This window comes from Rhodopseudomonas sp. BR0M22 (assembly GCF_010907035.1).
In the GTDB taxonomy this organism is placed as follows: Bacteria; Pseudomonadota; Alphaproteobacteria; order Rhizobiales; family Xanthobacteraceae; genus Rhodopseudomonas.
This window is the reverse complement of the sequence record NZ_QUMK01000052.1, coordinates 1-20,597: the sequence shown is the minus strand read 5'-3', so window position 1 is coordinate 20,597 and position 20,597 is coordinate 1. Positions and strand designations below refer to the sequence as shown.

24 protein-coding genes are annotated in these 20,597 nt (G+C 65.5%); 11 read left to right on the top strand and 13 right to left on the bottom strand.

The window, feature by feature from the left end; genetic code table 11:
* Positions 1–17: 17 nt before the first annotated feature.
* Together DY468_RS16900 and DY468_RS16895 are read right to left on the bottom strand one after the other, a co-directional pair.
* Entirely contained in the window at positions 18–2,897 is a 2,880-nt protein-coding gene (locus tag DY468_RS16900) for an EAL domain-containing protein (protein WP_164605965.1), read from the bottom strand.
* Between the two features lie 121 nt (positions 2,898–3,018).
* A complete protein-coding gene (locus DY468_RS16895) occupies positions 3,019–4,017 on the bottom strand; it encodes an NAD(P)H-quinone oxidoreductase (RefSeq protein WP_164605964.1) in 999 nt (332 codons plus the stop codon).
* A gap of 113 nt (positions 4,018–4,130) precedes the next feature.
* Here DY468_RS16895 and DY468_RS16890 point away from each other — a divergent pair, with 113 nt between their 5' ends.
* Together DY468_RS16890 and rcdA are read left to right on the top strand one after the other, a co-directional pair.
* Positions 4,131–4,322 carry a DUF1192 domain-containing protein gene (locus tag DY468_RS16890; RefSeq protein WP_164605963.1) on the top strand — a complete coding sequence of 64 codons (192 nt, stop codon included), beginning with the start codon at positions 4,131–4,133 and terminating at the stop codon, positions 4,320–4,322.
* A gap of 420 nt (positions 4,323–4,742) precedes the next feature.
* On the top strand, positions 4,743–5,252 hold the full coding sequence (gene rcdA, locus DY468_RS16885; protein WP_164605962.1) for a protease adaptor protein RcdA: 510 nt from the start codon (positions 4,743–4,745) through the stop codon (positions 5,250–5,252).
* 203 nt (positions 5,253–5,455) lie between these two features.
* Here the strand turns inward: rcdA and rpmE are convergent, their stop codons facing one another.
* Positions 5,456–5,683, bottom strand: a complete 228-nt coding sequence (gene rpmE / locus DY468_RS16880; protein WP_011156453.1) for a 50S ribosomal protein L31 — start codon at positions 5,681–5,683, stop codon at positions 5,456–5,458.
* 197 nt (positions 5,684–5,880) lie between these two features.
* Between rpmE and DY468_RS16875 the strand changes: the two genes are divergently transcribed.
* Positions 5,881–7,785, top strand: a complete 1,905-nt coding sequence (locus DY468_RS16875) for an ABC transporter transmembrane domain-containing protein (RefSeq protein ID WP_164605961.1) — start codon at positions 5,881–5,883, stop codon at positions 7,783–7,785.
* Positions 7,786–7,792: 7 nt separating this feature from the next.
* On the opposite strand, the gene DY468_RS16870 is transcribed toward DY468_RS16875, so the two are convergent.
* The 5 genes from DY468_RS16870 to DY468_RS16850 all read right to left on the bottom strand — a co-directional run bounded on the left by DY468_RS16870 (position 7,793) and on the right by DY468_RS16850 (position 10,984).
* Positions 7,793–8,086, bottom strand: coding sequence for a type II toxin-antitoxin system RelE/ParE family toxin (locus tag DY468_RS16870; RefSeq protein ID WP_164605960.1), 294 nt, complete (start codon positions 8,084–8,086; stop codon positions 7,793–7,795).
* Positions 8,083–8,310 carry a hypothetical protein gene (locus DY468_RS16865; protein WP_164605959.1) on the bottom strand — a complete coding sequence of 76 codons (228 nt, stop codon included), beginning with the start codon at positions 8,308–8,310 and terminating at the stop codon, positions 8,083–8,085. The genes DY468_RS16870 and DY468_RS16865 overlap by 4 nt, the downstream gene beginning before the upstream one ends.
* Before the next feature lie 37 nt (positions 8,311–8,347).
* A complete protein-coding gene (locus DY468_RS16860; protein ID WP_164605958.1) occupies positions 8,348–8,791 on the bottom strand; it encodes a GNAT family N-acetyltransferase in 444 nt (147 codons plus the stop codon).
* Between the two features lie 148 nt (positions 8,792–8,939).
* Positions 8,940–9,965: a peptidoglycan -binding protein gene (locus tag DY468_RS16855; RefSeq protein WP_164605957.1), complete on the bottom strand. Its 1,026-nt coding sequence runs from the start codon at positions 9,963–9,965 to the stop codon at positions 8,940–8,942.
* Entirely contained in the window at positions 9,965–10,984 is a 1,020-nt protein-coding gene (locus DY468_RS16850) for a flagellar motor protein MotA (RefSeq protein WP_164605956.1), read from the bottom strand. The genes DY468_RS16855 and DY468_RS16850 overlap by 1 nt, the downstream gene beginning before the upstream one ends.
* A gap of 180 nt (positions 10,985–11,164) precedes the next feature.
* Here DY468_RS16850 and DY468_RS16845 point away from each other — a divergent pair, with 180 nt between their 5' ends.
* From DY468_RS16845 to DY468_RS16830, 4 genes are all read left to right on the top strand, one after another.
* A complete protein-coding gene (locus DY468_RS16845; RefSeq protein WP_164605955.1) occupies positions 11,165–11,992 on the top strand; it encodes a DUF1295 domain-containing protein in 828 nt (275 codons plus the stop codon).
* Positions 11,989–13,014, top strand: coding sequence for an SAM-dependent methyltransferase (locus DY468_RS16840; RefSeq protein WP_164605954.1), 1,026 nt, complete (start codon positions 11,989–11,991; stop codon positions 13,012–13,014). Before DY468_RS16845 ends, DY468_RS16840 begins: the two co-directional genes overlap by 4 nt.
* 281 nt (positions 13,015–13,295) lie before the next feature.
* Complete coding sequence (locus DY468_RS16835; RefSeq protein WP_164605953.1) at positions 13,296–13,487, top strand: hypothetical protein; 192 nt, start codon at positions 13,296–13,298, stop codon at positions 13,485–13,487.
* 90 nt (positions 13,488–13,577) lie between these two features.
* Positions 13,578–13,772 (top strand): hypothetical protein, encoded by a 195-nt coding sequence (locus tag DY468_RS16830; RefSeq protein ID WP_164605952.1) that lies wholly within the window; start codon positions 13,578–13,580, stop codon positions 13,770–13,772.
* Between the two features lie 101 nt (positions 13,773–13,873).
* Here DY468_RS16830 and DY468_RS16825 read toward each other — a convergent pair whose 3' ends face one another.
* Complete coding sequence (locus tag DY468_RS16825; RefSeq protein WP_164605951.1) at positions 13,874–14,083, bottom strand: helix-turn-helix domain-containing protein; 210 nt, start codon at positions 14,081–14,083, stop codon at positions 13,874–13,876.
* Between the two features lie 3 nt (positions 14,084–14,086).
* Entirely contained in the window at positions 14,087–14,662 is a 576-nt protein-coding gene (locus DY468_RS16820; RefSeq protein ID WP_164605950.1) for a DUF2975 domain-containing protein, read from the bottom strand.
* A gap of 78 nt (positions 14,663–14,740) precedes the next feature.
* Between DY468_RS16820 and DY468_RS16815 the strand changes: the two genes are divergently transcribed.
* A complete protein-coding gene (locus tag DY468_RS16815) occupies positions 14,741–15,319 on the top strand; it encodes a hypothetical protein (RefSeq protein WP_164605949.1) in 579 nt (192 codons plus the stop codon).
* Between the two features lie 68 nt (positions 15,320–15,387).
* Here the strand turns inward: DY468_RS16815 and DY468_RS16810 are convergent, their stop codons facing one another.
* Positions 15,388–15,990 carry a UbiX family flavin prenyltransferase gene (locus tag DY468_RS16810; protein ID WP_164605948.1) on the bottom strand — a complete coding sequence of 201 codons (603 nt, stop codon included), beginning with the start codon at positions 15,988–15,990 and terminating at the stop codon, positions 15,388–15,390.
* Positions 15,987–17,525, bottom strand: coding sequence for a UbiD family decarboxylase (locus tag DY468_RS16805; protein WP_164605947.1), 1,539 nt, complete (start codon positions 17,523–17,525; stop codon positions 15,987–15,989). The genes DY468_RS16810 and DY468_RS16805 overlap by 4 nt, the downstream gene beginning before the upstream one ends.
* Positions 17,526–17,640: 115 nt before the next feature.
* On the opposite strand from DY468_RS16805, the gene ubiT reads away from it, so the two are divergent.
* From ubiT to DY468_RS16790, 3 genes are all read left to right on the top strand, one after another.
* Positions 17,641–18,186 (top strand): ubiquinone anaerobic biosynthesis accessory factor UbiT, encoded by a 546-nt coding sequence (gene ubiT / locus DY468_RS16800; RefSeq protein WP_011156467.1) that lies wholly within the window; start codon positions 17,641–17,643, stop codon positions 18,184–18,186.
* Positions 18,187–18,189: 3 nt separating this feature from the next.
* Positions 18,190–19,167 carry a ubiquinone anaerobic biosynthesis protein UbiU gene (ubiU, locus tag DY468_RS16795; protein ID WP_164605946.1) on the top strand — a complete coding sequence of 326 codons (978 nt, stop codon included), beginning with the start codon at positions 18,190–18,192 and terminating at the stop codon, positions 19,165–19,167.
* Between the two features lie 64 nt (positions 19,168–19,231).
* On the top strand, positions 19,232–20,152 hold the full coding sequence (locus tag DY468_RS16790) for a U32 family peptidase (protein ID WP_164605945.1): 921 nt from the start codon (positions 19,232–19,234) through the stop codon (positions 20,150–20,152).
* A gap of 191 nt (positions 20,153–20,343) precedes the next feature.
* On the opposite strand, the gene DY468_RS24645 is transcribed toward DY468_RS16790, so the two are convergent.
* A partial coding sequence (locus tag DY468_RS24645; RefSeq protein ID WP_205512441.1) for a hypothetical protein occupies positions 20,344–20,597 on the bottom strand: 254 nt, incomplete at its 5' end.

Here is a 20,597-nt window from a genome sequence, read left to right as displayed (position 1 = left end):
GTTTGGCTATGCCGCTCTCAGCTCGCCGCGGCCAGGCGCTGCTCTTCGGTCAGCAGCTTCATCGCCGCATCCGCATCCATCGGTTCGCCAAGGGCGAAGCCCTGGGCGTATTCGCAGCCGAGCTGGTACAGCTCCACCGCGTCCGAATCCGTCTCGGCGCCTTCGGCCACCACGTCCATGCCGAGGTCGTGCGCCAGCGCGATGATCGACTTCAGGATCACCGGGCGGGTGCCGCGGCTGGTGGTGCGGACGAACGACTGGTCGATCTTGATGGTGTCGAACGGGAAGCGCTGCAGATAGCTCAGCGATGAATGCCCGGTGCCGAAATCGTCGAGCGACATCCCGACGCCGAGCTCGCGAATCCGCTGCAGCATCTGCGCGGCGTGCTCGGGATTCTCCATCACCAGCGACTCGGTGAGTTCGAGCTTCAGCGTACCGCGCGCGACCGAGGACCGTGACATCACGGTGCGGATGTCGTGCAGCAGATCGTGGCGCAGCAGCTGCCGCGACGACACGTTGACGGAGGCGAACAGCGGTTCGCGGGCGCGCATCGCGCGCTGCCAGATCGAAAGCTGCTTGGCGGTCTGGTCGAGCACGAAGGTACCGAGTTCAACGATCAACCCGATTTCCTCGGCGATCGAGATGAACTCGCTCGGCGACATCCGGCCGAGCTTGGGGTGATCCCAGCGCGCCAGCGCCTCGAAGCCGGCGATCGAACGATCTTCCAGCCGCACGATCGGCTGATACAGGATGGTGATTTCCCTGCGCTCGATGGCGCGGCGCAGCTCGGATTCCAGCGTCAGGCGGTCCGACTTCCGCGCCCGCATCGCCGGCTTGTAGACGTCGATGCGGTCGCCGCCGATCCGCTTGGAGTGATACATCGCCAGCTCGGCGTCCTTGATGATCTCGTCGGACAGCTGGGTCTGCGGATCGGAGAGCGCGAGGCCGATCGAGGCGGTGAGGAAGATCTCGCGGTCGTTGAACGCGATCGGCGCCTTGATGGTCTTGCGGATGGTCTCGGCGAAGGCGGTGATCTTGGCCGGATCCTGCTCCGACAGCAGGATCAGCCCGAATTGATCGCCGGCAATTCGCGCCAATGTATCCTGCGACTTGAGGATGCGGCTCAGCCGGCGGGCGAGCGTCAGCAGAATGGAGTCGCCGACCGCGATCCCGACCGAGTCGTTGACCTGTTTGAAGCGGTCGAGGTCGATCACCATCAGGGTCGGACGCAGGTTCGGCATCGTCTTGGCGAAATTCGCCACCGCGCCGAGCCGGTCGAGGAACAGTTTGCGGTTGGGCAGGCCGGTGAGGTTGTCGTGCACGCTGTCGTGCAGCATCCGCTCTTCGGCGTTCTTGATCTCGGTGACGTCAGTCAGCGTACCGACAACGCGGGTGACCTCGCCGTCGGTGCCGACCACCGGGCGGGCCTTCAGTGAGAACCACATGAAGTGACCGTCCGGGGTCCGCAGCCGGAAATCCTGGGTCAGCCGGCCGCGGCGCTGGTCGAGCACCGAGTCGAGCGCGGCGCGGAAGCGGTCCTGATCGAGCGGGTGCAGCACTTCGAGCCAGCTCGCCGCCGAGCCTTCCAGCGCACCGCGCTTGAGGCCGAGCAGCGCTTCGGTCTCGGGGCTGGTGAACACCTTGTCGGCCGAGACGTCCCAATCCCAAATCAGGTCGCCCGACCCGATCAGCGCCAGCGCCCGGCGCTCGACGTCGGAGATCACGCCACCGGCGGCGCCGCCGCCGGCGAACGCGTGCTGCATCACGGTGAAGCCGATCAGCATCACGATCAGCACCAGGCCGCCGAGCAGCGCCGGGCCGACGATGTCGTTGGTGACGGCGCCGGCGACCGCCATGCCCGAAGCGACCACCCAGACCACCAGCAGGAACCAGGTCGGGATCAGCAGCACCGCGCGGTCGAAGCCGTGGGTCGACAGATAGACGATCAACGCGAAGCCCGCGAAGGCGATCAGCACCAGCGAAATTCGCGCGATGCCGGACGCGACCGCGGGATCGAACAGCGCCAAGGCGACCAGCGATCCGAGAAAGACCAGCCAGCCGAAGGTGATGTGCGAATAGCGGACGTGCCAGCGACTGAGATTGAGATAGGCGAACAGGAAGACGAGCAGAGTCGCGGCGAGGATCGCCTCGCCGGAGGCGCGCCAGATACGTTCGGCACCGGACGACATGTCCAGCACCTTGCCCCAAAAACCGAAATCGATGCCGATATAGACCAGCACCGCCCAGGCCAGCGCGGCGGCGGCCGGAAACATGATGCTGCCCTTGACCACGAACAGGATCGTCAGCACCAGCGCCAGCAGGCCGGAGATGCCGATCACGATGCCCTGGTACAGCGTGAACGAGTTGACCTTGTCCTTGTAGGCTTCCGGCTCCCACAGATAGAGCTGTGGTAGCTTGTCGGTCCGCAATTCGGCCACGAAGGTGATCACCGAGCCAGGGTCGAGCGTGACACGGAAGATGTCGGCGGTCGGCCCCTCCTGTCGCTCGGGGCGATCGCCGGTCGACGGCGTGATGGTCGCGATCCGCGACATGCCGAGATCCGGCCACAGCAGCCCCGAGCCGACCATGCGGTAATGCGGCGCCACGATCAGACGATCGAGCTGATCGTCGGAGTTGTTGGCGAGCGCGAACACCACCCAGTTCTGGCCGCCCTCGCGGGCACGCACCTCGACGCGGCGGACGATGCCGTCGTTGCCGGGCGCGGTGGAAATCTGAATCCGGTCGTTGTCGCTGTGCAGATGCTCGAGCACACCGGTGAGGTCGATCGCCGGCGCGTCACTTCGAACGCTGACGGCATCGAGGGCGTGAGCCTGCGGAGCTGCCGCAACCATCATCACGCCAAGCGCCAGCAGCGCGAGGCATCTGATCAGACGCAAGTCGGTTCTCCGCGTTCACACCGGGGCGAACGGCGCGGCCCCGCGCACCGTGAGCAACCGATAGATGACATAAAAGCGAGTGGAAACATAGATTTTACAGCGAGCCCGGGAGTTGTCCTACTCACACGGTCAACACAATTTTGCCAATATGTTGGCTGGTTTCCATTCGCCGATGGGCATCGGCAGCGTCGCGTAGCGCGAAGGTGCCGTCGATCAGCGGCTTGATCCGGCCTTGCTCGAGCAGTGGTCGCACCTTGGCTTCGATCGCCGCGACCATGGCGGCCTTGTCGGCGTTGGAGCGCGGCCGCAGCGTCGAGCCGGTGTGATGCAGACGCTTGGTCATCAGCTTGACGAAGTTGACGTTGGCCTTGGCGCCGCCCAGAAACGCGATCTGAACGATACGGCCGTCCATTGCGGCGGCGTCGTAGTTGCGTTCGATGTAATCGCCGCCGACCATGTCGAGGATCACGTCGACGCCTTTGCCGTCGGTCGCTTCCTTCGTTGCGGCGACGAAGTCCTCGGTTTTGTAGTTGATGGCGCGGCTGGCGCCGAGCTTGACGCAGGCGTCGGCCTTGTCCTGCGAGCCGACGGTGGTGATCACTTTCGATCCGAGCGCAACCGCGAGTTGGATCGCCATCGTACCGATCCCCGACGAGCCGCCGTGCACCAGCAGCGTTTCGCCGGGTTGCAAGCCGCCGCGCTCGAACACGTTGTGCCACACCGTCATCAGCGTCTCCGCCGTGGCGCCGGCTTCGATCATCGAAAACGCTGCCGGCACCCGCATCGCCTGCGCGTCCTGGGCGATGCAGTATTCCGCATAGCCGCCGCCGGCCACCAGCGACATCACCTTGTCGCCGATCTTGTGCCGGCTGGCGCCGTCGCCGAGCGCCACCACCTCACCGGCGATTTCCAGTCCCGGCAGGTCGCTTGCGCCGGGCGGCGGCGGGTAGCTGCCGGAGCGCTGTGCCACATCGGGACGATTGACGCCTGCGGCTGCGACCTTGACCAGGATTTCGCCCGGACTCGGCTGCGGCACAGCGCGCGTCTCGGGCAGAAGGACCTCAGGGCCGCCGGGCTTGCTGATCCCGACCACGGTCATTTGCGAAGGGATCGGTTCCATGGTTTTTCCTTGGCTGGCGAGGCGGGTGGGTGTCATCTGGCTAAGCAGGCTGTGATTAGACAGCCGGAGGCCGGCTGGCAACCGCAGCGGATCACGAACGGGCGAGGGACAAGATGGCGATCGAGGACGACGAAAAGCCGAGGATCAGGACCAGCCACGACATTGGGCAGGATTTGTCGCTGTTGTCGGTCGAAGAACTCGACGGGCGGATCGCGCTGCTGAAGGCCGAAATCGCCCGGCTCGAGACCGCGCTGACGATGAAGCGCGCGACCCGGGAAGCTGCGGATCGCATATTCAGATCATGAACGAAAAGTTGATAGCAGGTGCGCCGCTGTCTCGTGCCGGGACAGTTCGCGGCGGCCGGATCATGGCAAACAGAGCGTAAACAAATCCGCTCGTTTACGCCCGATTAAGCTTTCCCGCTTATTACTGTGGATGTCCATCTTTGGACCGAGTGGCTCCTGTCCACTCTGTTTTGACGCCTCCCTGTTATCAACTTAAAAGCCGCCGGAAACGGCGGCTCTTTTTTGGCCTCGGGATCGTCCGCAGTGCCGGCGTCACGCTTTGGTCATTGACCGCCACAATGCTGTATCTGAAGCTACGTTAACCTTTGCGCGCGGGTCCGCTGGACTCCGGGCGAGCGTGGCGTAATGATTTGTTCATCATAAGCCGGCGCGCAGCTTCGCGTAGCCGGTAGAAGTACACGGTAGTGTGAGGCGTTGATCATGTCTGAAGTCGCGCAGGGCGAAGCCGCCTTGGTGGTGCTCAGCGAGCGGCTGACCAGTTCGGCAGCGTTCACGGCCCTGTTTCGGGAGGGGATGGACCTGGTCGAGGAGACCGCCGCCTATCTCGATGGGGCCGGCCGTGCCGAGGCCAAACAGCTCGACCGGGCCGTCAGCCTGACTTACGCCACCGAGAGCATGCGCCTGACCACCCGGTTGATGCAGCTCGCCTCCTGGTTGCTGTTGCACCGGGCCGTCAAGGAAGGCGAGATGACGCTGATCCAGGCCAATCGCGAAAAGACCAAAGTGAAGCTTTCCGCCGCCGATCCCGGCGCGCCGGACGTGCTGGAACGGCTGCCGGAACAGCTGCAATCGCTGATCGCGCGGTCGATGAGCCTGCAAAGCCGGATCCGTCGGCTGGATTCCAGCATGCACACCCCGCCGGAGCCGATCGCGGTCGGCAATCCGCTGGTGCCGCATCTCAACATGCTCAAGGCGGCGTTCGAGAACTGACGCCCCTTAAGTTGCACTTTTTGCAGTCGCACTGGCCGGGTTCGTCCCGGCCATTGTCGTTTTGAACGGCCGCACGGCGCGGTCCCCGTCCGGACCGGTGATCACGGCCCGATCCGCCAACGCAAAACGCCCCGCGTGAGCAGGGCGTTTGTCGTATCTGGTCTGTTCGAGAGCGCGAGCGGCCGGCGAATGCCGGCGCCGGCTCAATCCTTCTTGAGGAAGCCCGAGAACTTCTTCTGGAAGCGCGACACACGGCCGCCGCGGTCGAGCACCTGCTGGGTGCCGCCGGTCCACGCCGGGTGCGACTTCGGGTCGATGTCGAGGTTCAGCTTGTCGCCTTCCTTGCCCCAGGTCGACCGCGTCTGGTACTCGGTTCCGTCGGTCATGACGACGGTAATGGTATGATAGTCCGGATGAATTTCGGTCTTCATGGGTGATCCCTTGCGCTCGCCGGCGCCTGCATCGCGATGATTTCGGGCGAATTTGCCGGGCTCTATATCCCAGCAATGCCGCCTGCACAAGGCACCGCACACGATCAGGTGACCGGGGTGTCCCGGATTTGCCACCCGCGGCGATTGCGGCCTATGTGGTGCCCGCTGAAGCGTCTTCATCGACTTGGCAGTTTCGAATGACATCACCGAACAAACCGCAGAGCTCCAACGCCGACGCATCGGCGATCAGTCTGTCGCTGGACGCGATCGCCGCGACCGAGAATGTCGGTCCGCGGACCGGCACGCTACGGGCAGATGCCGACGCCAGCCAGGTCGAGGAGGTCGCGGCGGTCGTCAAGCGCAGCCGGCTGAAGCCGTTGCTCGAGCTGATGCCTTATGTGGCGCGCTATCGGGGGCGTGCGGCGCTGGCGCTGATCGCGCTGATCGTTGCTGCGGCGACCACGCTGGTGGTGCCGGTCGCGGTTCGGCGGCTGATCGATTTCGGATTCAGCGCCGAAGGCGTCGCGCTGATCAACGGCTATTTCACCGTGATGCTCGGCGTCGTCGCGGTGCTCGCGATCGCCAGCGCGGCGCGTTATTATCTGGTCATGACGATCGGCGAGCGGATCGTCGCCGACGTTCGCCGCGACGTGTTCCGGCATCTGACCGCACTGTCGCCGGCCTTCTTCGATTCAGCGCGCAGCGGCGAGCTGATCTCGCGGCTGACCGCCGACACCACCCAGATCAAATCCGCCGTCGGCGCCTCGGTGTCGATCGCGCTGCGCAACATGCTGCTGTTCGTCGGCGCGATCTCGATGATGGTGGTGTCGAGCCCGCGGCTGTCCGGCTTCGTGCTGGCGGCGATTCCGCTGATCGTGATCCCGCTGGTGGCGTTCGGTCGCTGGGTGCGGCGGCTGTCGCGCAACGCGCAGGACACGCTCGCCGACGCCTCCGCCTATGCGTCGGAACTGGTCGGCGCGATCCGCACCGTGCAGGCCTACACCAACGAGCGGGTCGCCAATGCGCGGTTCGGCGGTGCGGTCGAAGAGTCCTACGAGGCGGCGCGCAGCTCGACCGGAGCGCGGGCGCTGCTCACCGCGATCATCATCTTCATCGTATTCGCCAGCGTGGTGGCGATCCTGTGGGTCGGATCGCATGACGTCGCCACCGGCATCATGTCGCCGGGCCGGCTCGGTCAGTTCATCCTCTACGCGGTGTTCGCAGCTTCCAGCCTCGGCCAGCTCAGCGAAGTGTGGGGCGAAGTCTCGGCGGCCTCGGGTGCGGCGGAGCGGTTGTTCGAAATTCTCCGCGTCAAGCCCCAGATCGCCGCGCCGGCGCAGCCCAAAGCGCTGCCGATGCCGGTGCGCGGCGAGGTGGTGTTCGACAATGTCAGCTTCTCCTATCCGACCCGGCCGGACTTCCTGGCGCTCGACGGCTTGTCGCTGAGCATCCGCGCGGGCGAGAAGGTCGCGATCGTCGGCCCCTCCGGCGCCGGCAAGAGCACGCTGTTTCATCTATTGCTGCGGTTCTACGATCCGATCTCGGGCACGATCTCGCTCGACGGGGTCGCCATCAACGCGGCCGATCCGCAGGCGGTGCGCGAGCGGATCGCGCTGGTGCCGCAGGACTCGGTGGTGTTCGCCGCGACCGCGCGCGACAACATCCGGTTCGGCCGCGATGATGCCAGCGAACTCGACGTCGAGCGCGCCGCTCAGCAGGCCCACGCCACAGAGTTCATCTCGCGCCTGCCGGAGGGGTTCGACACCATGCTCGGCGAGCGCGGCGTGACGCTGTCCGGCGGCCAGCGCCAGCGCATCGCCATTGCCCGCGCGATCCTGCGCGATGCGCCGCTGCTGCTGCTCGACGAGGCGACGTCGTCGCTCGACGCCGAAAGCGAAGTGCTGGTGCAGACCGCGCTGCAGCAGTTGATGCGCGACCGCACCACACTGGTGATCGCGCATCGGCTCGCCACCGTGCTGTCGTGCGACCGCATCATGGTGATGGAGCACGGCCGCATTGTCGAACAGGGCACCCACGCCCAACTCGTCGCCCGCGGCGGCCTCTACGCCCGCCTCGCCAAGCTGCAGTTCGAGGCGGCGTAGTTCGCCTCTACTTCGATCGGCCGGGGAGATTCGGATCTCGCGCCGCATGGCGGACGGCATGGATGATGATCTCGTCTGCGCCGACCTCGTAGAAGATTAGATACGGATAGGGTGTCGTGACCAAACGCCGGACCGTGGCATCGCTTGTCCGCGTTCCGACTCTCGGATGCGTTCGAAGCAGTTCGATCGCGGTTCGAATCCGCGCTTGGACAAGCTTTGCGCCGTGCGGCGAGTATTCGGCAATATAGGCAAGAACGGCACTGAGATCGGCAAGGGCCGGCTCAGTGAAGCGGACCTTCACAGGTCGTACTTGGCCCACAGCGCGCGGACATCCTCGTCTGCTGCGAAGGCTCCGCGCTTGGCTGCGGCTTTCGAGCGTTCGATGGCGGCCCGCTCATCGTCCGACAAACCGACGACGGCGTCATCGTCGCCGGTAAGCTGCAGCACCACCCGTGCAATGTCGTCCTGCAGTTCGGCAGGAAGACTGCGGGCCACTTCCAGCGCTTGATCGAGCAGCTTGGTCATCGCACGAGACTAGCAATTCCCGGCGGCATGCGGAAGCTCACGGCCGCCACAGCATGTTCAGCACCGGCCGGCCGGAGCTGTTGAGCTCTTCTCCTGTCACCGCGAAGCCGTTGCGGCGGTAGAATTTGATGGCGCGGTAGTTGTCGGCGTTGACCTTGAGGGTGACCTCGGTGGGCGAGCGCCGCTTAGCCTCATCCACCAGCGCCTCGGCGACGCCTCTGCCCCAGTGTTCGGGCTCGACCACGAGCTGGTCGAGATAGCCGGCTGCATCGATGGTGACGAAGCCGATGAGCGTGTGGTCCTGCGCGGCGACGATGATCGCCGCCTGCGGCACCAGTTCGTTACGCCAGCGCTCGCGCCACCACTCGACCCGCTTGGTGAAGTCGATCGCGGGATAGGCGAGCTGCCAGGTCCGCAGCCACAGCGCGATCGCGGGGTCTTCGTCAGCTTCGGTGTAGGGGCGGAGGGTGAAGCTGGGCATCGCCTTCACCAAGTGCCGTCATTCCGGGGCGGGCGCAGCGCAGCTGCGCGCGAACCCGGAAACTGACACGCGCACCGATCGAGATTCCGGGTTCGCTCGCTATGCGAGCGCCCGGAAATGACGAACCAGAGGTGGAGAGCCGCCAATTTCACCGCTCCGTCAGCTTCAGTTCGATCCGCCGGTTGCGCTTGTAGGCGTCTTCGGTGTCGGCGGTGTCGAGCGGCTGGAATTCGGCGAAGCCGGCGGCGACCAGTCGTTGCGCGGGCACGCCGAGTGAAATCAGGTACTGCACCACCGAAATCGCCCGCGCGCTGGACAGCTCCCAGTTCGATTTGAAACTCCCCGTAATCGGCCGCTTGTCGGTATGGCCGTCGACCCGCACCACCCAGGGGATTTCGGACGGGATCTTCTTGTCGAGCTCCTTCAGCGCATCAGCCACCTTGTCGAGCTCGGCGCGGCCTTCCGGCAGCAGCACCGCCTGGCCGGTGTCGAAGAACACTTCGGACTGGAACACGAAGCGGTCGCCGACGATTCGGATGTCGGGCCGGTCGCCCAGGATGGCGCGCAGCCGCCCGAAGAACTCCGAGCGGTAGCGCGACAGCTCCTGCACCCGCTGCGCCAGCGCGACGTTCAGGCGCTGGCCGAGATCGGCGATCTTGTTCTGGGATTCCTTGCCGCGCTTCTCCGAGGCGTCGAGCGCATCTTCGAGCGCGGCGAGCTGGCGGCGCAATGCTGCGATCTGCTGGTTCAGCACCTCGACCTGCGCCAGTGCGCGGGCCGAGATCTGCTTTTCCGAATCCAGCGCCTTGCCCAGTTCGCCGGCGCGGCCGGCGGCATCGTTGCCGGCCCCGGCGAGGCCGGCGTACAGGCCCTTGACGCGGTCGCGCTCGCTCTCGGCGGCCGACAGCCCGGCGCGCATCTGCGCGAGCTGCTCCTCGAGATTGAGCTTGCCGAGCTTCTCCAGCGACAGGATGTCGTTGAGCTGGGCGATCTTGGCGTTCAGCTCGGCCAGCGCCTTGTCCTTGCCGGTGACCTCCTGCGACAGGAAGAACTGCACCACCAGAAACACGGTGAGCAGGAACACGATGCCGAGAATCAGCGTCGACAGCGCATCGACAAAGCCCGGCCAATAATTGAAGCCGGATTCGTGCCGGCGACCGCGGGCCAGCGCCATCAGTTCTTCTCCGGCTCGCGCAGGTTCTTCTCCGGCCGTTGCACCAGGGCGGACAACAGCTCCTTGATCTCGCGGTTCTGCTCGCCCTGGGCGTCGGCCCATTCGCGGATCATCTGCTGTTCGTTGCGCATATGCGCCACCAGGCTCTGGATCGCGTTGGCGAGGTTGGCCATCGCGGCGGTGGTGGCGCGGTTGGCGCTGCCGTCTTCCAGCGTCAGCCGCAGCCGCTCCAGCGCGGCCTGCAGGTCGGCGCTGCCGGCGAGCGCGCCGTCGCCGGCCGAACTGCGCACCGTCGAGGCCAGCCAGTCTTCGAGATCGGTGTAGAACCGGTTCTGGGCCTGACTGGATTGCAGATCGAGGAAGCCGAGGATCAGCGAGCCGGCGAGACCGAACAGCGACGACGAGAACGAGATTCCCATACCGCCGAGCGGGGCGGCGAGGCCCTCCTTCAGCGTGTCGAACAGCGAGCCGGCGTCGCCGGTGACCTTCAGGCTGCCGATCACCCCGCCGATCGAGCCGACGGTTTCGATCAGGCCCCAGAACGTCCCGAGCAGGCCGAGGAACACCAGCAGGCCGGTCATGTAGCGCGAGATGTCGCGCGCCTCGTCGAGCCGGGTGGCGATCGAGTCGAGCAGGTGCCGCATCGTCTGCGGCGAGATCGCGATTCGCCCGGAGCGTTCACCGCCCAGAATCGCCGCCATCGGCGCCAGCAGGCTCGGCCGCCGGTCGAGCGCCAGCCCGGGATCGCTGATGCGGAAACTGTTGACCCAGGCGACCTCCGGATACAGCCGGATCACCTGGCGGAAGGCCAGCACGATGCCGATCAGCAGCACCGTGCCGATCAGGCCGTTGAGCCCGGGATTGGCCATGAACGCGGCCAGCACCTGCTTGTACAGCACCACCACGATCAGCGCGCACAGCACCAGGAATACCAGCATCCGCACCAGGAAGATTCGCGGCGACGACAGCTTGTCGAGTTCGATCTCCATCGCGTGGCGCGGGGAAGGGCCTGAAGCCATCGTCGGTTCGGTCTCCGGTTTGCCGGAAGCGGCTGTTTCACCCAATATGGCACAGCACGGCGCGGAAGAAAGCCGTTGCGACGGTTATCCGCTTCCGCATCGCGCGGGAACTCGAATCGAAACGCCGAAGCGGTCCGGCACGTATCTGCCGGCCCAGCATGGCAGTCGAACGATGGGTGGATGATGACGGGTATGTATCTCGGGGCGATGGCGGCAATCGCGGTGGCGCTGGCGGCGTTGATGGCGGGTGCCTGGGTGGTGCAGCAGCGGACCGGCAATTCCGGCTGGGTCGACACTATCTGGACGTTCTCGCTCGGGCTCACCGGCGCAGCCGCTGCGCTGTGGCCGATTGGCGGCGCGGCGCCCGATGCGCGGCAATGGCTGGTGGCGGTGCTGGTCGCGGCGTGGTCGCTCCGGCTCGGCTCGCACATCGCGGCCCGCACCCGGCACATCACCGACGATCCGCGCTATGCCGCCTATGCGGCCCAGTGGGGTGCGGACGCGCCGAAGAAGATGTTCTTCTTCCTGCAGAACCAGGCCTACGGCACGATCCCGCTGGTGTTTGCGATCTTCGTCGCCGCCCATGCGCCGGCAGGCGGCCTGCGGCTGCAGGACTATCTCGGCGTGCTGATTCTGATCGCCGCGATCGCCGGGGAGGGGCTGGCCGACTCCCAGCTCAAGGCGTTCCGCGAAGACCCGGCCAACAAGGGCAAGGTGTGCGACGCCGGTCTGTGGGGCTGGTCGCGGCATCCGAACTACTTCTTCCAGTGGTTCGGCTGGCTGGCCTATCCGGTGATCGCGATCCCGTTCGCCGAGCCGCTATCTTATCTCTGGGGGTACGCGGCGCTGCTGGCGCCGCTGTTCATGTACTGGATCCTGGTGTACGTCACCGGCATTCCACCGCTCGAAGAACAGATGCTGAAATCGCGCGGTGACCGTTATCGCGATTATCAGGCCCGCACCTCGATGTTCTTTCCGCTACCGCCCCGGCGCCCAGACGCATCATGACCGCGCTTTCCTCGCTGATCGACATCGCCGAGCGGGTGCCGCTGCCGGACGCGGTGATCCGCCTCGGTATCAGGGCGCTGTGCGCGCGGACCGCCGCCACGATGGCGCAGGGCAATCCGGCGACCGACGCCGCATTCGCGCAGGCGATGGCCGAGCGGGCGGTGGCCGAACACACCGATGCGGCCAACGCCCAGCATTACGAAGTGCCGGCGGCGTTTTTCGGCAAGGTGCTCGGGCCGCATCGCAAATACTCGTCCTGCTATTATCGCGAGGCCGAGACCGATCTGGCGCAGGCCGAGGCGGAGGCGCTGCGGCTGACGATCGAGCACGCCGATCTGCGCGACGGCCAGGCGATCCTCGAACTCGGTTGCGGCTGGGGTTCGCTGTCACTGGCGATGGCCCAGCGCTTCCCCGGCGCGCGCATCCTGTCGGTGTCGAACTCGGCGTCGCAGCGTCAGTACATCGAAGCCGAAGCGGCTGCGCGGCGGTTGACCAACTTGCGCGTCGTTACCTGCGATATGAACGACTTCGATCCCAACGAGACATTCGACCGGGTGGTCTCGGTCGAGATGTTCGAGCACATGATGAACTGGCGCAAGCTAATGACCCGGATCCGCGGCTGGCTGAAGCCGGACGGGCTGTTCTTCATGCATATCTTCAGCCATCGCCGCGGCGCCTATCTGTTCGACCGCGCCGATCGCGCCGACTGGATCGCACAGCACTTCTTCACCGGGGGAGTGATGCCGAGCCACCGGCTGATCCAGCAATATGCCGATCTGTTCAAGATCGACGAGCAATGGCGCTGGAGCGGTCGTCACTACCAGCGGACGGCGGAAGACTGGCTGGTCAATTTCGATCGTCACCGGGGTGATATCGAAACGATCCTGCGGCCGGTCTACGGCGACGACACCGCGCTGTGGATGCGGCGCTGGCGCTGGTTCTTCCTCGCCACTTCCGGCCTGTTCGGCTACGCCGACGGCGACGAGTGGGGCGTCAGTCATTACCGCCTGAAGCCGGCCTGACGCCGCGATCGAGAGGCGCGACGTGGTGTTGCTCTGCGCGTGCTGCACAGCTCGCGGTACGCGGGCCCGGTCATGAGATGATCGTCGCGATGAATTCACAACACGGTGAGTAAAGCCGCCAAGACCGCCCCAGCGAGCGCAAAAACCCGTTTAATAAACAGCTAACTACATGGAACTAATCGGTTCTTGGTTGTAGCCGCGGCCCGGCAAAATTGATCCGGCGCAATGCGGGCAGCGGTACTTTCCGTAGTTTTGCCTTCGACGAAAGCAGGAGGTGTACCGTGTTTCTGGATTCTGTCGGATCGCTTGTGTTGTTCCTGACGTGCGCCGTCGGACCTGCGTTGATTGCGTATCTGGTGGTGGACGATCTGTGGCGGAAGGCGACCCAGCGTGCCCAACCGCAGCCCCCGGCCCCGGTGGTCGTGGCGAAGCAGCCCGCGAAGCGTTCCGGCTGGTTCGCCTGGGCGAACTGAGTTCGGCGAGCCGAGCTTCTTGGCGTTCAGGACGGGCGCACCCGCCGTCGAGTATTCCGGGTGCTCATCGCAAACTGTGAGGAAAGAGCCTTGACCATTGTTGCATTGATCGCAGCGATCTACGGGCTGGTCGGCCTGATCGGTCTGGTGGCCTTGATCATCGGCGGCCGTGAGGTCGTGGCGCAGAACGCGCACTGGAAGCGCTTCGACGACGCCCATTATTGGGACGAAGCGGCGGAAGACTGGCGGCCGCACGAGCACTCCGCCCGGGCCGCGACCGCCTGATCGAAGGGCGATCGGTCCAGCGCCGATCGCGGCGCTGACTTGAAGATTCGAAGGGCCGGCATCTGCTTCGCGCAGTTGCCGGCCCTCTCTCTTGTTCGACGCTACTTGTCCTCGACGTATTCGAGAATGTCGCCGGGTTGGCAGTCGAGCGCCGCGCATATCCGCTCCAGCGTCTCGAAGCGGATACCCTTCACTTTGCCCGACTTCAGAAGCGAGACGTTCTGCTCGGTGATGCCGATGTGCTCAGCGAGTTCCTTCGAGCGCATCTTTCGCCGCGCCAGCATCACGTCGAGATTGACCACGATCGCCATCGATTAGACGAAGCTCGCATTCTCGTCGGCGAGCCGTGCCGCTTCGCGCATCACCGCCGCGACCGCGATCAGGACGCCGCCGACGATCACCGAGACGTAATCGTTGCTCGAGAAGGTCAGCACCAGCAGCCGCTGCCCCGGCGGATTGCCGAGCGACAGCGCGAGCGCCAACGCAGTTGCGGTGATCGGGCCGAGTGCGCCCTGCGCCAGCACCGCGATGCCGAAGCGCTGCAGGTGGATTGCGGCTGTGGCGGTGAAGACCTGGCCGCGGGCGAACTCGCTGAACAGTGCCCGCACATTCAGCAGCCCCCACAGCATCACCACGATCGGCACGGCGATGATGATCGCCGCCACCGCCTGATTGCCGGCGTCGAGCGGCAGCCGATTGCCGATCTCGCCGAGCTTCGCCAGCAGCAGATTGCGTGCCCAGCTCGGCACCACGAAGGCGGCGCCGACCAGCGCGACGATCAGCACGATTCCGACCGTGGTCACCCATTCCATTGCCCGTGACAGCCGCACCAGCTTCTCCGACGCGGGGGCGGTCAGTCCGATCGGGGGGCTTGATAGTCGCGCTTGCATTGCGCTTCTCCGTCGTCTATTGCGAGATTTAATTATCGTAAAACGATAATTTATCATCGTCAAGATAGGATAGGCGTCATGCGCTTCCCCGCTTTGTTGAACCTCGCCGCCGCCGCCCTGGCGCTCGGCGCTCTGACCGCCTGCAGCTCCGTTCCGGTCACTTCGATGCTCAAGCTGGTGCGTACTGATCTATCAGCGACCGATCCGGCGGCGCTGCGCATTGCCGTGCGGTTGCCGCAAGGGTTGCGGCCGCGCCGGGTCACTCTGCGCGTCACCGTTGCGGTGGGCGCGGATAAACGCGAGCAGGCGTTCGTACTCGCTGATCTCGACGATCCCGGCGAACTGTTGTCGCTGGCCGGCGAAGTGACGAACGACACCAAGATCTACGCCTTCCGGATTGCGCCCGAAGATGTGCCGCGGCTGCTCGCGGTCCGCGACCAAATGGCGGCCCATAAGGCGAAGGGCGAGCGCGGCTCGTTGACGATCGGGGTCGGCGCCGAAGCGTGCCGCACCGGCACGCTCCCTGCCAAGACGCTGGTCACGACCTACCTGAAGACCGAAAGCGTCGGCGACTTCTTCCCGCTGACCAGGGATGTGGATCTGCGGAAGGACGTGCCGAAGGAGGCCGTCCCTGAACGGATTCCGCTTTGCGGCTAACGCGCGGGCAGCCTAACCTCTCCCCGCGCGCGGGGAGAAGGAGCAGGCAGTGCATCGAATGATGCAGCTCAATTCTTCGGGCAGGTCGGCGGCGTGTCGTCGGACCATTCCGGCGCGGCCAGCTCCAGATCGTGCAGCCCGAGCAGCCCGATCGCGCGCAGCGCCATGTGGTCGATCATTTCAGAGATCGAGCGCGGCCGCTGATAGAACGCCGGTGACAGCGGCGCCACGATGGCGCCGATCTCGGTCGCCTGTGCCATGCTGCGGATATGCCCCAGATGCAGCGGAGTCTCGCGCAGCATCAGCACCAGCCGGCGGCGCTCCTTGAGCTGGACGTCGGCGGCGCGGACGAGAAGGTTGTCGAGATCGCCATGGGCGATCGCCGACAGGGTGCGGATCGAGCACGGCGCCACGATCATGCCGGAGGTGCGGAACGAGCCCGAGGCGATGCAGGCGCCGACATCGTCGATGTCGTGGTGGCGATGTACCAGGTCGATGGCGTGATCGAGCGCGTTCGGTCCGACCTCGTAGGCGATGGTGCGCAGGGCGGCTTTCGACACCACCAGATGCACTTCGCAATCGACCGAGACGAGCAGTTCGACCACCCGCAGCCCGACTGCGGCGCCGGATGCACCGCTGATGCCGACCGCGATGCGGTGCTGCGCGCTCACCGGATCAGCCGGCGTTGACCGGCCGCCGGTTGATGTGCCGGCGACAGCCCGAGGCTTGTCCACATCGCATCGACCCGCGCGATCACGTCCTTGTCCATCTCCAGCACCTTGCCCCACTCACGCTCGGTCTCGGTGCCGATCTTGTTGGTGGCGTCGATGCCGAGCTTACCGCCGAGTCCGGACTTCGGCGAGGCGAAATCCAGATAGTCGATCGGGGTGTCGCTGATCGACACCATGTCGCGCGAGGTGTCGCACCGCGTCGACACGGCCCACATTACGTCGGCCCAGTCGCGCACGTCGACGTCGTCGTCGACGATGATCAACAGCTTGGTGTAGCTGAACTGCGGCAGCATCGACCACAGCCCCATCATCAGCCGGCGCGCCTGGCCGGGGTAGCGCTTCTTGATCGAGGCGACCGCGATCCGGTAGGAGCACGCCTCCGGCGGCAGCCACAGGTCGACGATCTCGGGGAATTGCCGCCGCGCGACGGGCAGGAACACGTCGTTGAACGCTTCGCCGAGCCGCGACGGCTCGTCCGGCGGCCGGCCCGTATAGGTCGACAGATAGATCGGATGCCGGCGCATGGTGATGGCGGTGATCCGCATCACCGGGAATTCCTCGACCGCGTTGTAGTAGCCGGTGTGGTCGCCGTAGGGGCCCTCCGGTGCGGTTTCGGCCGGGGAGACGAAGCCTTCCAGCACGATCTCGGCGTCGGCCGGCACGCTGATCGGGATGGTCTGGCACGGCGTCAGGCTCGGCCGCTCGCCGCCGAGCAGGCCGGCGAATTTGATTTCCGACACCGTCTCCGGCAGCGGCAGCACCGCCGAGAGAATCATCGACGGATCGGCGCCGATCACGATCGCGACCGGCATCTCGCGCTTGTCGGCTTTCCACTGGTGGTGGTGCTTGGCGCCGCCGCGATGCGCCAGCCAGCGCATTATGAGGCGGTCCTTACCCAGCACCTGCATCCGATAGACGCCGACATTGTCGGTGCCGTGCGCGCCGGGCGGCGGCTTGGTGAAGACGAGGCCCCAGGTGATCAGCGGCGCCGGCTCTCCCGGCCAGGGGATCTGCACTGGCAGCCGGCCGAGGTCGACCGCGTCGCCGGTCAGCACCACTTCCTGCACTGGTGCTGATTTGGCCATCTTCGGCCGCATCGCCAGCGCGGCCTTGGCCATCGGCAGCTTGCTCAAAGCGTCGGTCAGGCTCTGCGGCGGCGCCGGCTCGCGCATTTCGGCGAGCGCCTCGCCGAGCCGCGACAGGTTTTCCGGCAGGATGCCCAGGCCCCAGGCCACCCGTTCGACCGTGCCGAACAGATTGACCAGGATCGGCATCTCCGACGGCCTGCCGTCGGCCTTGATCGGATTTTCGATCAGGAGCGCCGGCCCGCTGGCGTGCAGCACACGGCGATGAATTTCGGTGAGGTCGTGGACCACCGACACCGGCTTGCGGATCCGGTGCAGTTGTCCGCGGGATTCGAGATAGGCGCTGAACGCCCGCAGATCCGGAAAGGGCGGTTTGACGCGGCTCAGCATGATGTCTCCCTGGGGAGACCATTGGTCAGCACTTGCCATCGACCCTGTCTTTGATCAGGCGCAAAGAAGTACCGTCGGGGCCGGGCTACGCGAACTGTTCACGATAAGGTGGCCCATGTCGGTATCCAATTCATCCGTCTCCAGGATGCCCGCGCCGCTTGCCCTCGCGACGCGGGTGTTGCCGCTGTTGCCGCTGCAGGTGTTGCTCGGAATCTGCTTGCGCGAAATTCGCGCGCGCCATCCCCGGATCTTCGATCGCCTCGGTCCGCACACCGGCAAGCGTTACGGCCTCGCGCCGACCGATCTGCCGATCGCGTTCGTGCTCGAGCCGCGGCGGATGAATCCGCGCGTCACGGTGGTGCGCACGCTGCCCACCAACATCCACGCGCGGATCGCAGGTCCGCTGTCGGCGCTGATCGGCATGACCGACGGCTCCTATGACGGCGACGCGCTGTTCTTCTCGCGCGACATCGAAATCGACGGCGACATGGAAGCGGTGGTCGCGTTGCGTAATGCGATCGACGACTCCCGTGTCGATTTTCTGAAGGAGTCGGTGGCGTGGTTCGGCCCGCTGGCGGCTCCGATCGAACGGATCTTGCGCAGCCTGGTCGGCGCGCAGCCCGGCTATCGCGAAGAGCTGGGCGTCGGAGGCGGAGGTTAGAGCATGGAACTGATCTGTCCCGCTGGCACGCCCGCGGCGCTGCACGATGCCGTCGCAGCAGGTGCCGATTCGATCTATTGCGGTTTCAACGACGAAACCAACGCGCGCAACTTCCCGGGGCTGAACTTCAGCCGCGAGGAAATGCGGGAGTCGATCGCGCACGCGCATCGCTACGGCACCAAGGTGCTGGTTGCGATCAACACCTTCGCCCGCGCCGGAAATGTCGAGCTGTGGCAGCGCGCGGTCGACGATGCGGTCGAAGCCGAGGCCGATGCGCTGATCCTCGCCGACGTCGGCGTGATGGATTACTGCGCCAAGACCCATCCGGAGCAGCGGCTGCACGTTTCGGTGCAGGCGGCGGCCGCCAACCCGGATTCGATCCGGTTCTATGTCGACAGCTTCAACGCCCAGCGTGTGGTGCTGCCGCGCGTGCTCAGCGTGCAGGAAATCGCTGCGATCACCAAAGAGGTGAAGGTCGAGACCGAGGTCTTCATCTTCGGCGGCCTGTGCGTGATGGAGGAGGGGCGTTGCTCGCTGTCGTCCTACGCCACCGGCAAGTCGCCGAACATGGATGGCGTTTGCTCGCCGGCGGCTTCGATCCAGTATCGCGAGCAGAACGGCTCGCTGGTGTCGCGGCTCGGTGAATTCACTATCAACAAATTCGCCAAGGGCGAGGCTGCTGCCTATCCGACGCTGTGCAAGGGCCGCTACCAGACCGACGAAGGCTGCGGCTATCTGTTCGAAGACCCGGCCAGCCTCGATGCCACCACGATGCTGCCGGACCTCCGCGCCGCTGGCGTTGCGGCGCTCAAGATCGAAGGCCGCCAGCGCGGCCGCGCTTATATCGAGCGGGTGGTGAAGACCTTCAAGGACGTGCTTGCCGCGCTCGACGAGGGCCGGCCGCTGCCGGTCGACGCGCTGCGCGGTCTGACCGAAGGCCAGTCCACCACCACCGGCGCCTACAAGAAGACCTGGCGCTAAGGAGCAGGCGCCGACGTCCGTCGGCGCCGAGTGATTTTTCGCGAACCACAGCGAGGCTACTCCCATGCAACTCACGCTTGGACCGGTGCTGTTCAACTGGAAGCCCGAAGAGTGGCGCGACTTCTATTTCCGCATCGCCGACGAAGCGCCGGTCGACACCGTCGTGGTCGGCGAGGTGGTGTGCTCGAAGCGCCAGCCGTTCCTCGAGGAGCATATTCCGGCGGTGGTCGAGCGCCTTGCCGGCGCCGGCAAGAAAGTGCTGATGGGCTCGCTGGTGCTGATGTCGCTGCCGCGCGAGCGCAAGGCGATGGCCGAGCTCGCCGCCGACGACGGCTTCATGATGGAGGTCAACGACCTCTCCTGCCTCGGCATGCTCGGCGACAAGGCCCACGCGATCGGTCCGTTCGTCAACATCTACAACGAAGCGACCGCTGCGTATTTCGCCTCGCGCGGCGCCAGCCGCATCTGCCTGCCGCCGGAGCTGCCGCTGTCGGCGATCCGCAGCATTGCGGGGTCGCTGCCCAACGTGTCGTTCGAGGTGTTCTCGTTCGGCCGCGTGCCGCTGGCGATCTCGGCGCGCTGCTATCACGCCCGGCTCAACAAGCTGGCGAAGGATAATTGCAAGTTCGTCTGCGAGCAGGACCCGGACGGTCTTGCCGTGACCACGCTCGACGACGAGCCGTTTTTGGCGATGAACGGCGTGCAGACGCTGTCCTACACCTGCGCCAGCTTGCTCGGCGACATCGACAAGCTCAAGGATGCCGGCGTCTCCTCGATGCGCCTGTCGCCGCAACAGTGCGACATGGTGGCGGTCGCGAGGCTGTATCGCAACGTCATCGACGGCAAGCTCGCCGTCTCGGAAGGCGCGCAGAAGCTCGATCAGCTCTACCCGCTGAAGAAGTCCAACGGCTTCCTGTTCTCGAAGCCGGGCGCGGCGTTCATCACCGACGGTGGCGACGTGCGGCGGATCGTGCCGGCGGCGTAAGCGCGCATACTATTTGAAGTTCGGCGCCGTCTCCACATCACCAACCGTCATCCTCCGCGTATGCGGAGGATCCAGTACGGCGGTGCGCTGATTCTTGAAGCAAAGCTCTGGATTACTGGATCGCCCGCCTGCGCGGGCGATGACGAGCGAGGGGCGTTTGGTGTGGCACTGCGGACAATCACGCTGCCACGTCATGCGCGGGCTTGATCCGCCTGCGGGGCGAGCCCCTTCGGCGCGGCGAAGGCCCGCGCATCCATCCCGCGCGTGAGCGCGTGTTCAACAACATCAATTGAAGAAGATGGATCGCCGGGTCGAGCCCTACGACATTCACACATCTGCTTTGTCTGTTGCGGGCGGCAGCTTTCTCTGACTCGATATCGGTCGCGGACGAGGAGGAGCAGATGGATGTTGGTTTGGGACGGTTCGGTGACCGGCGCCTGGAAAA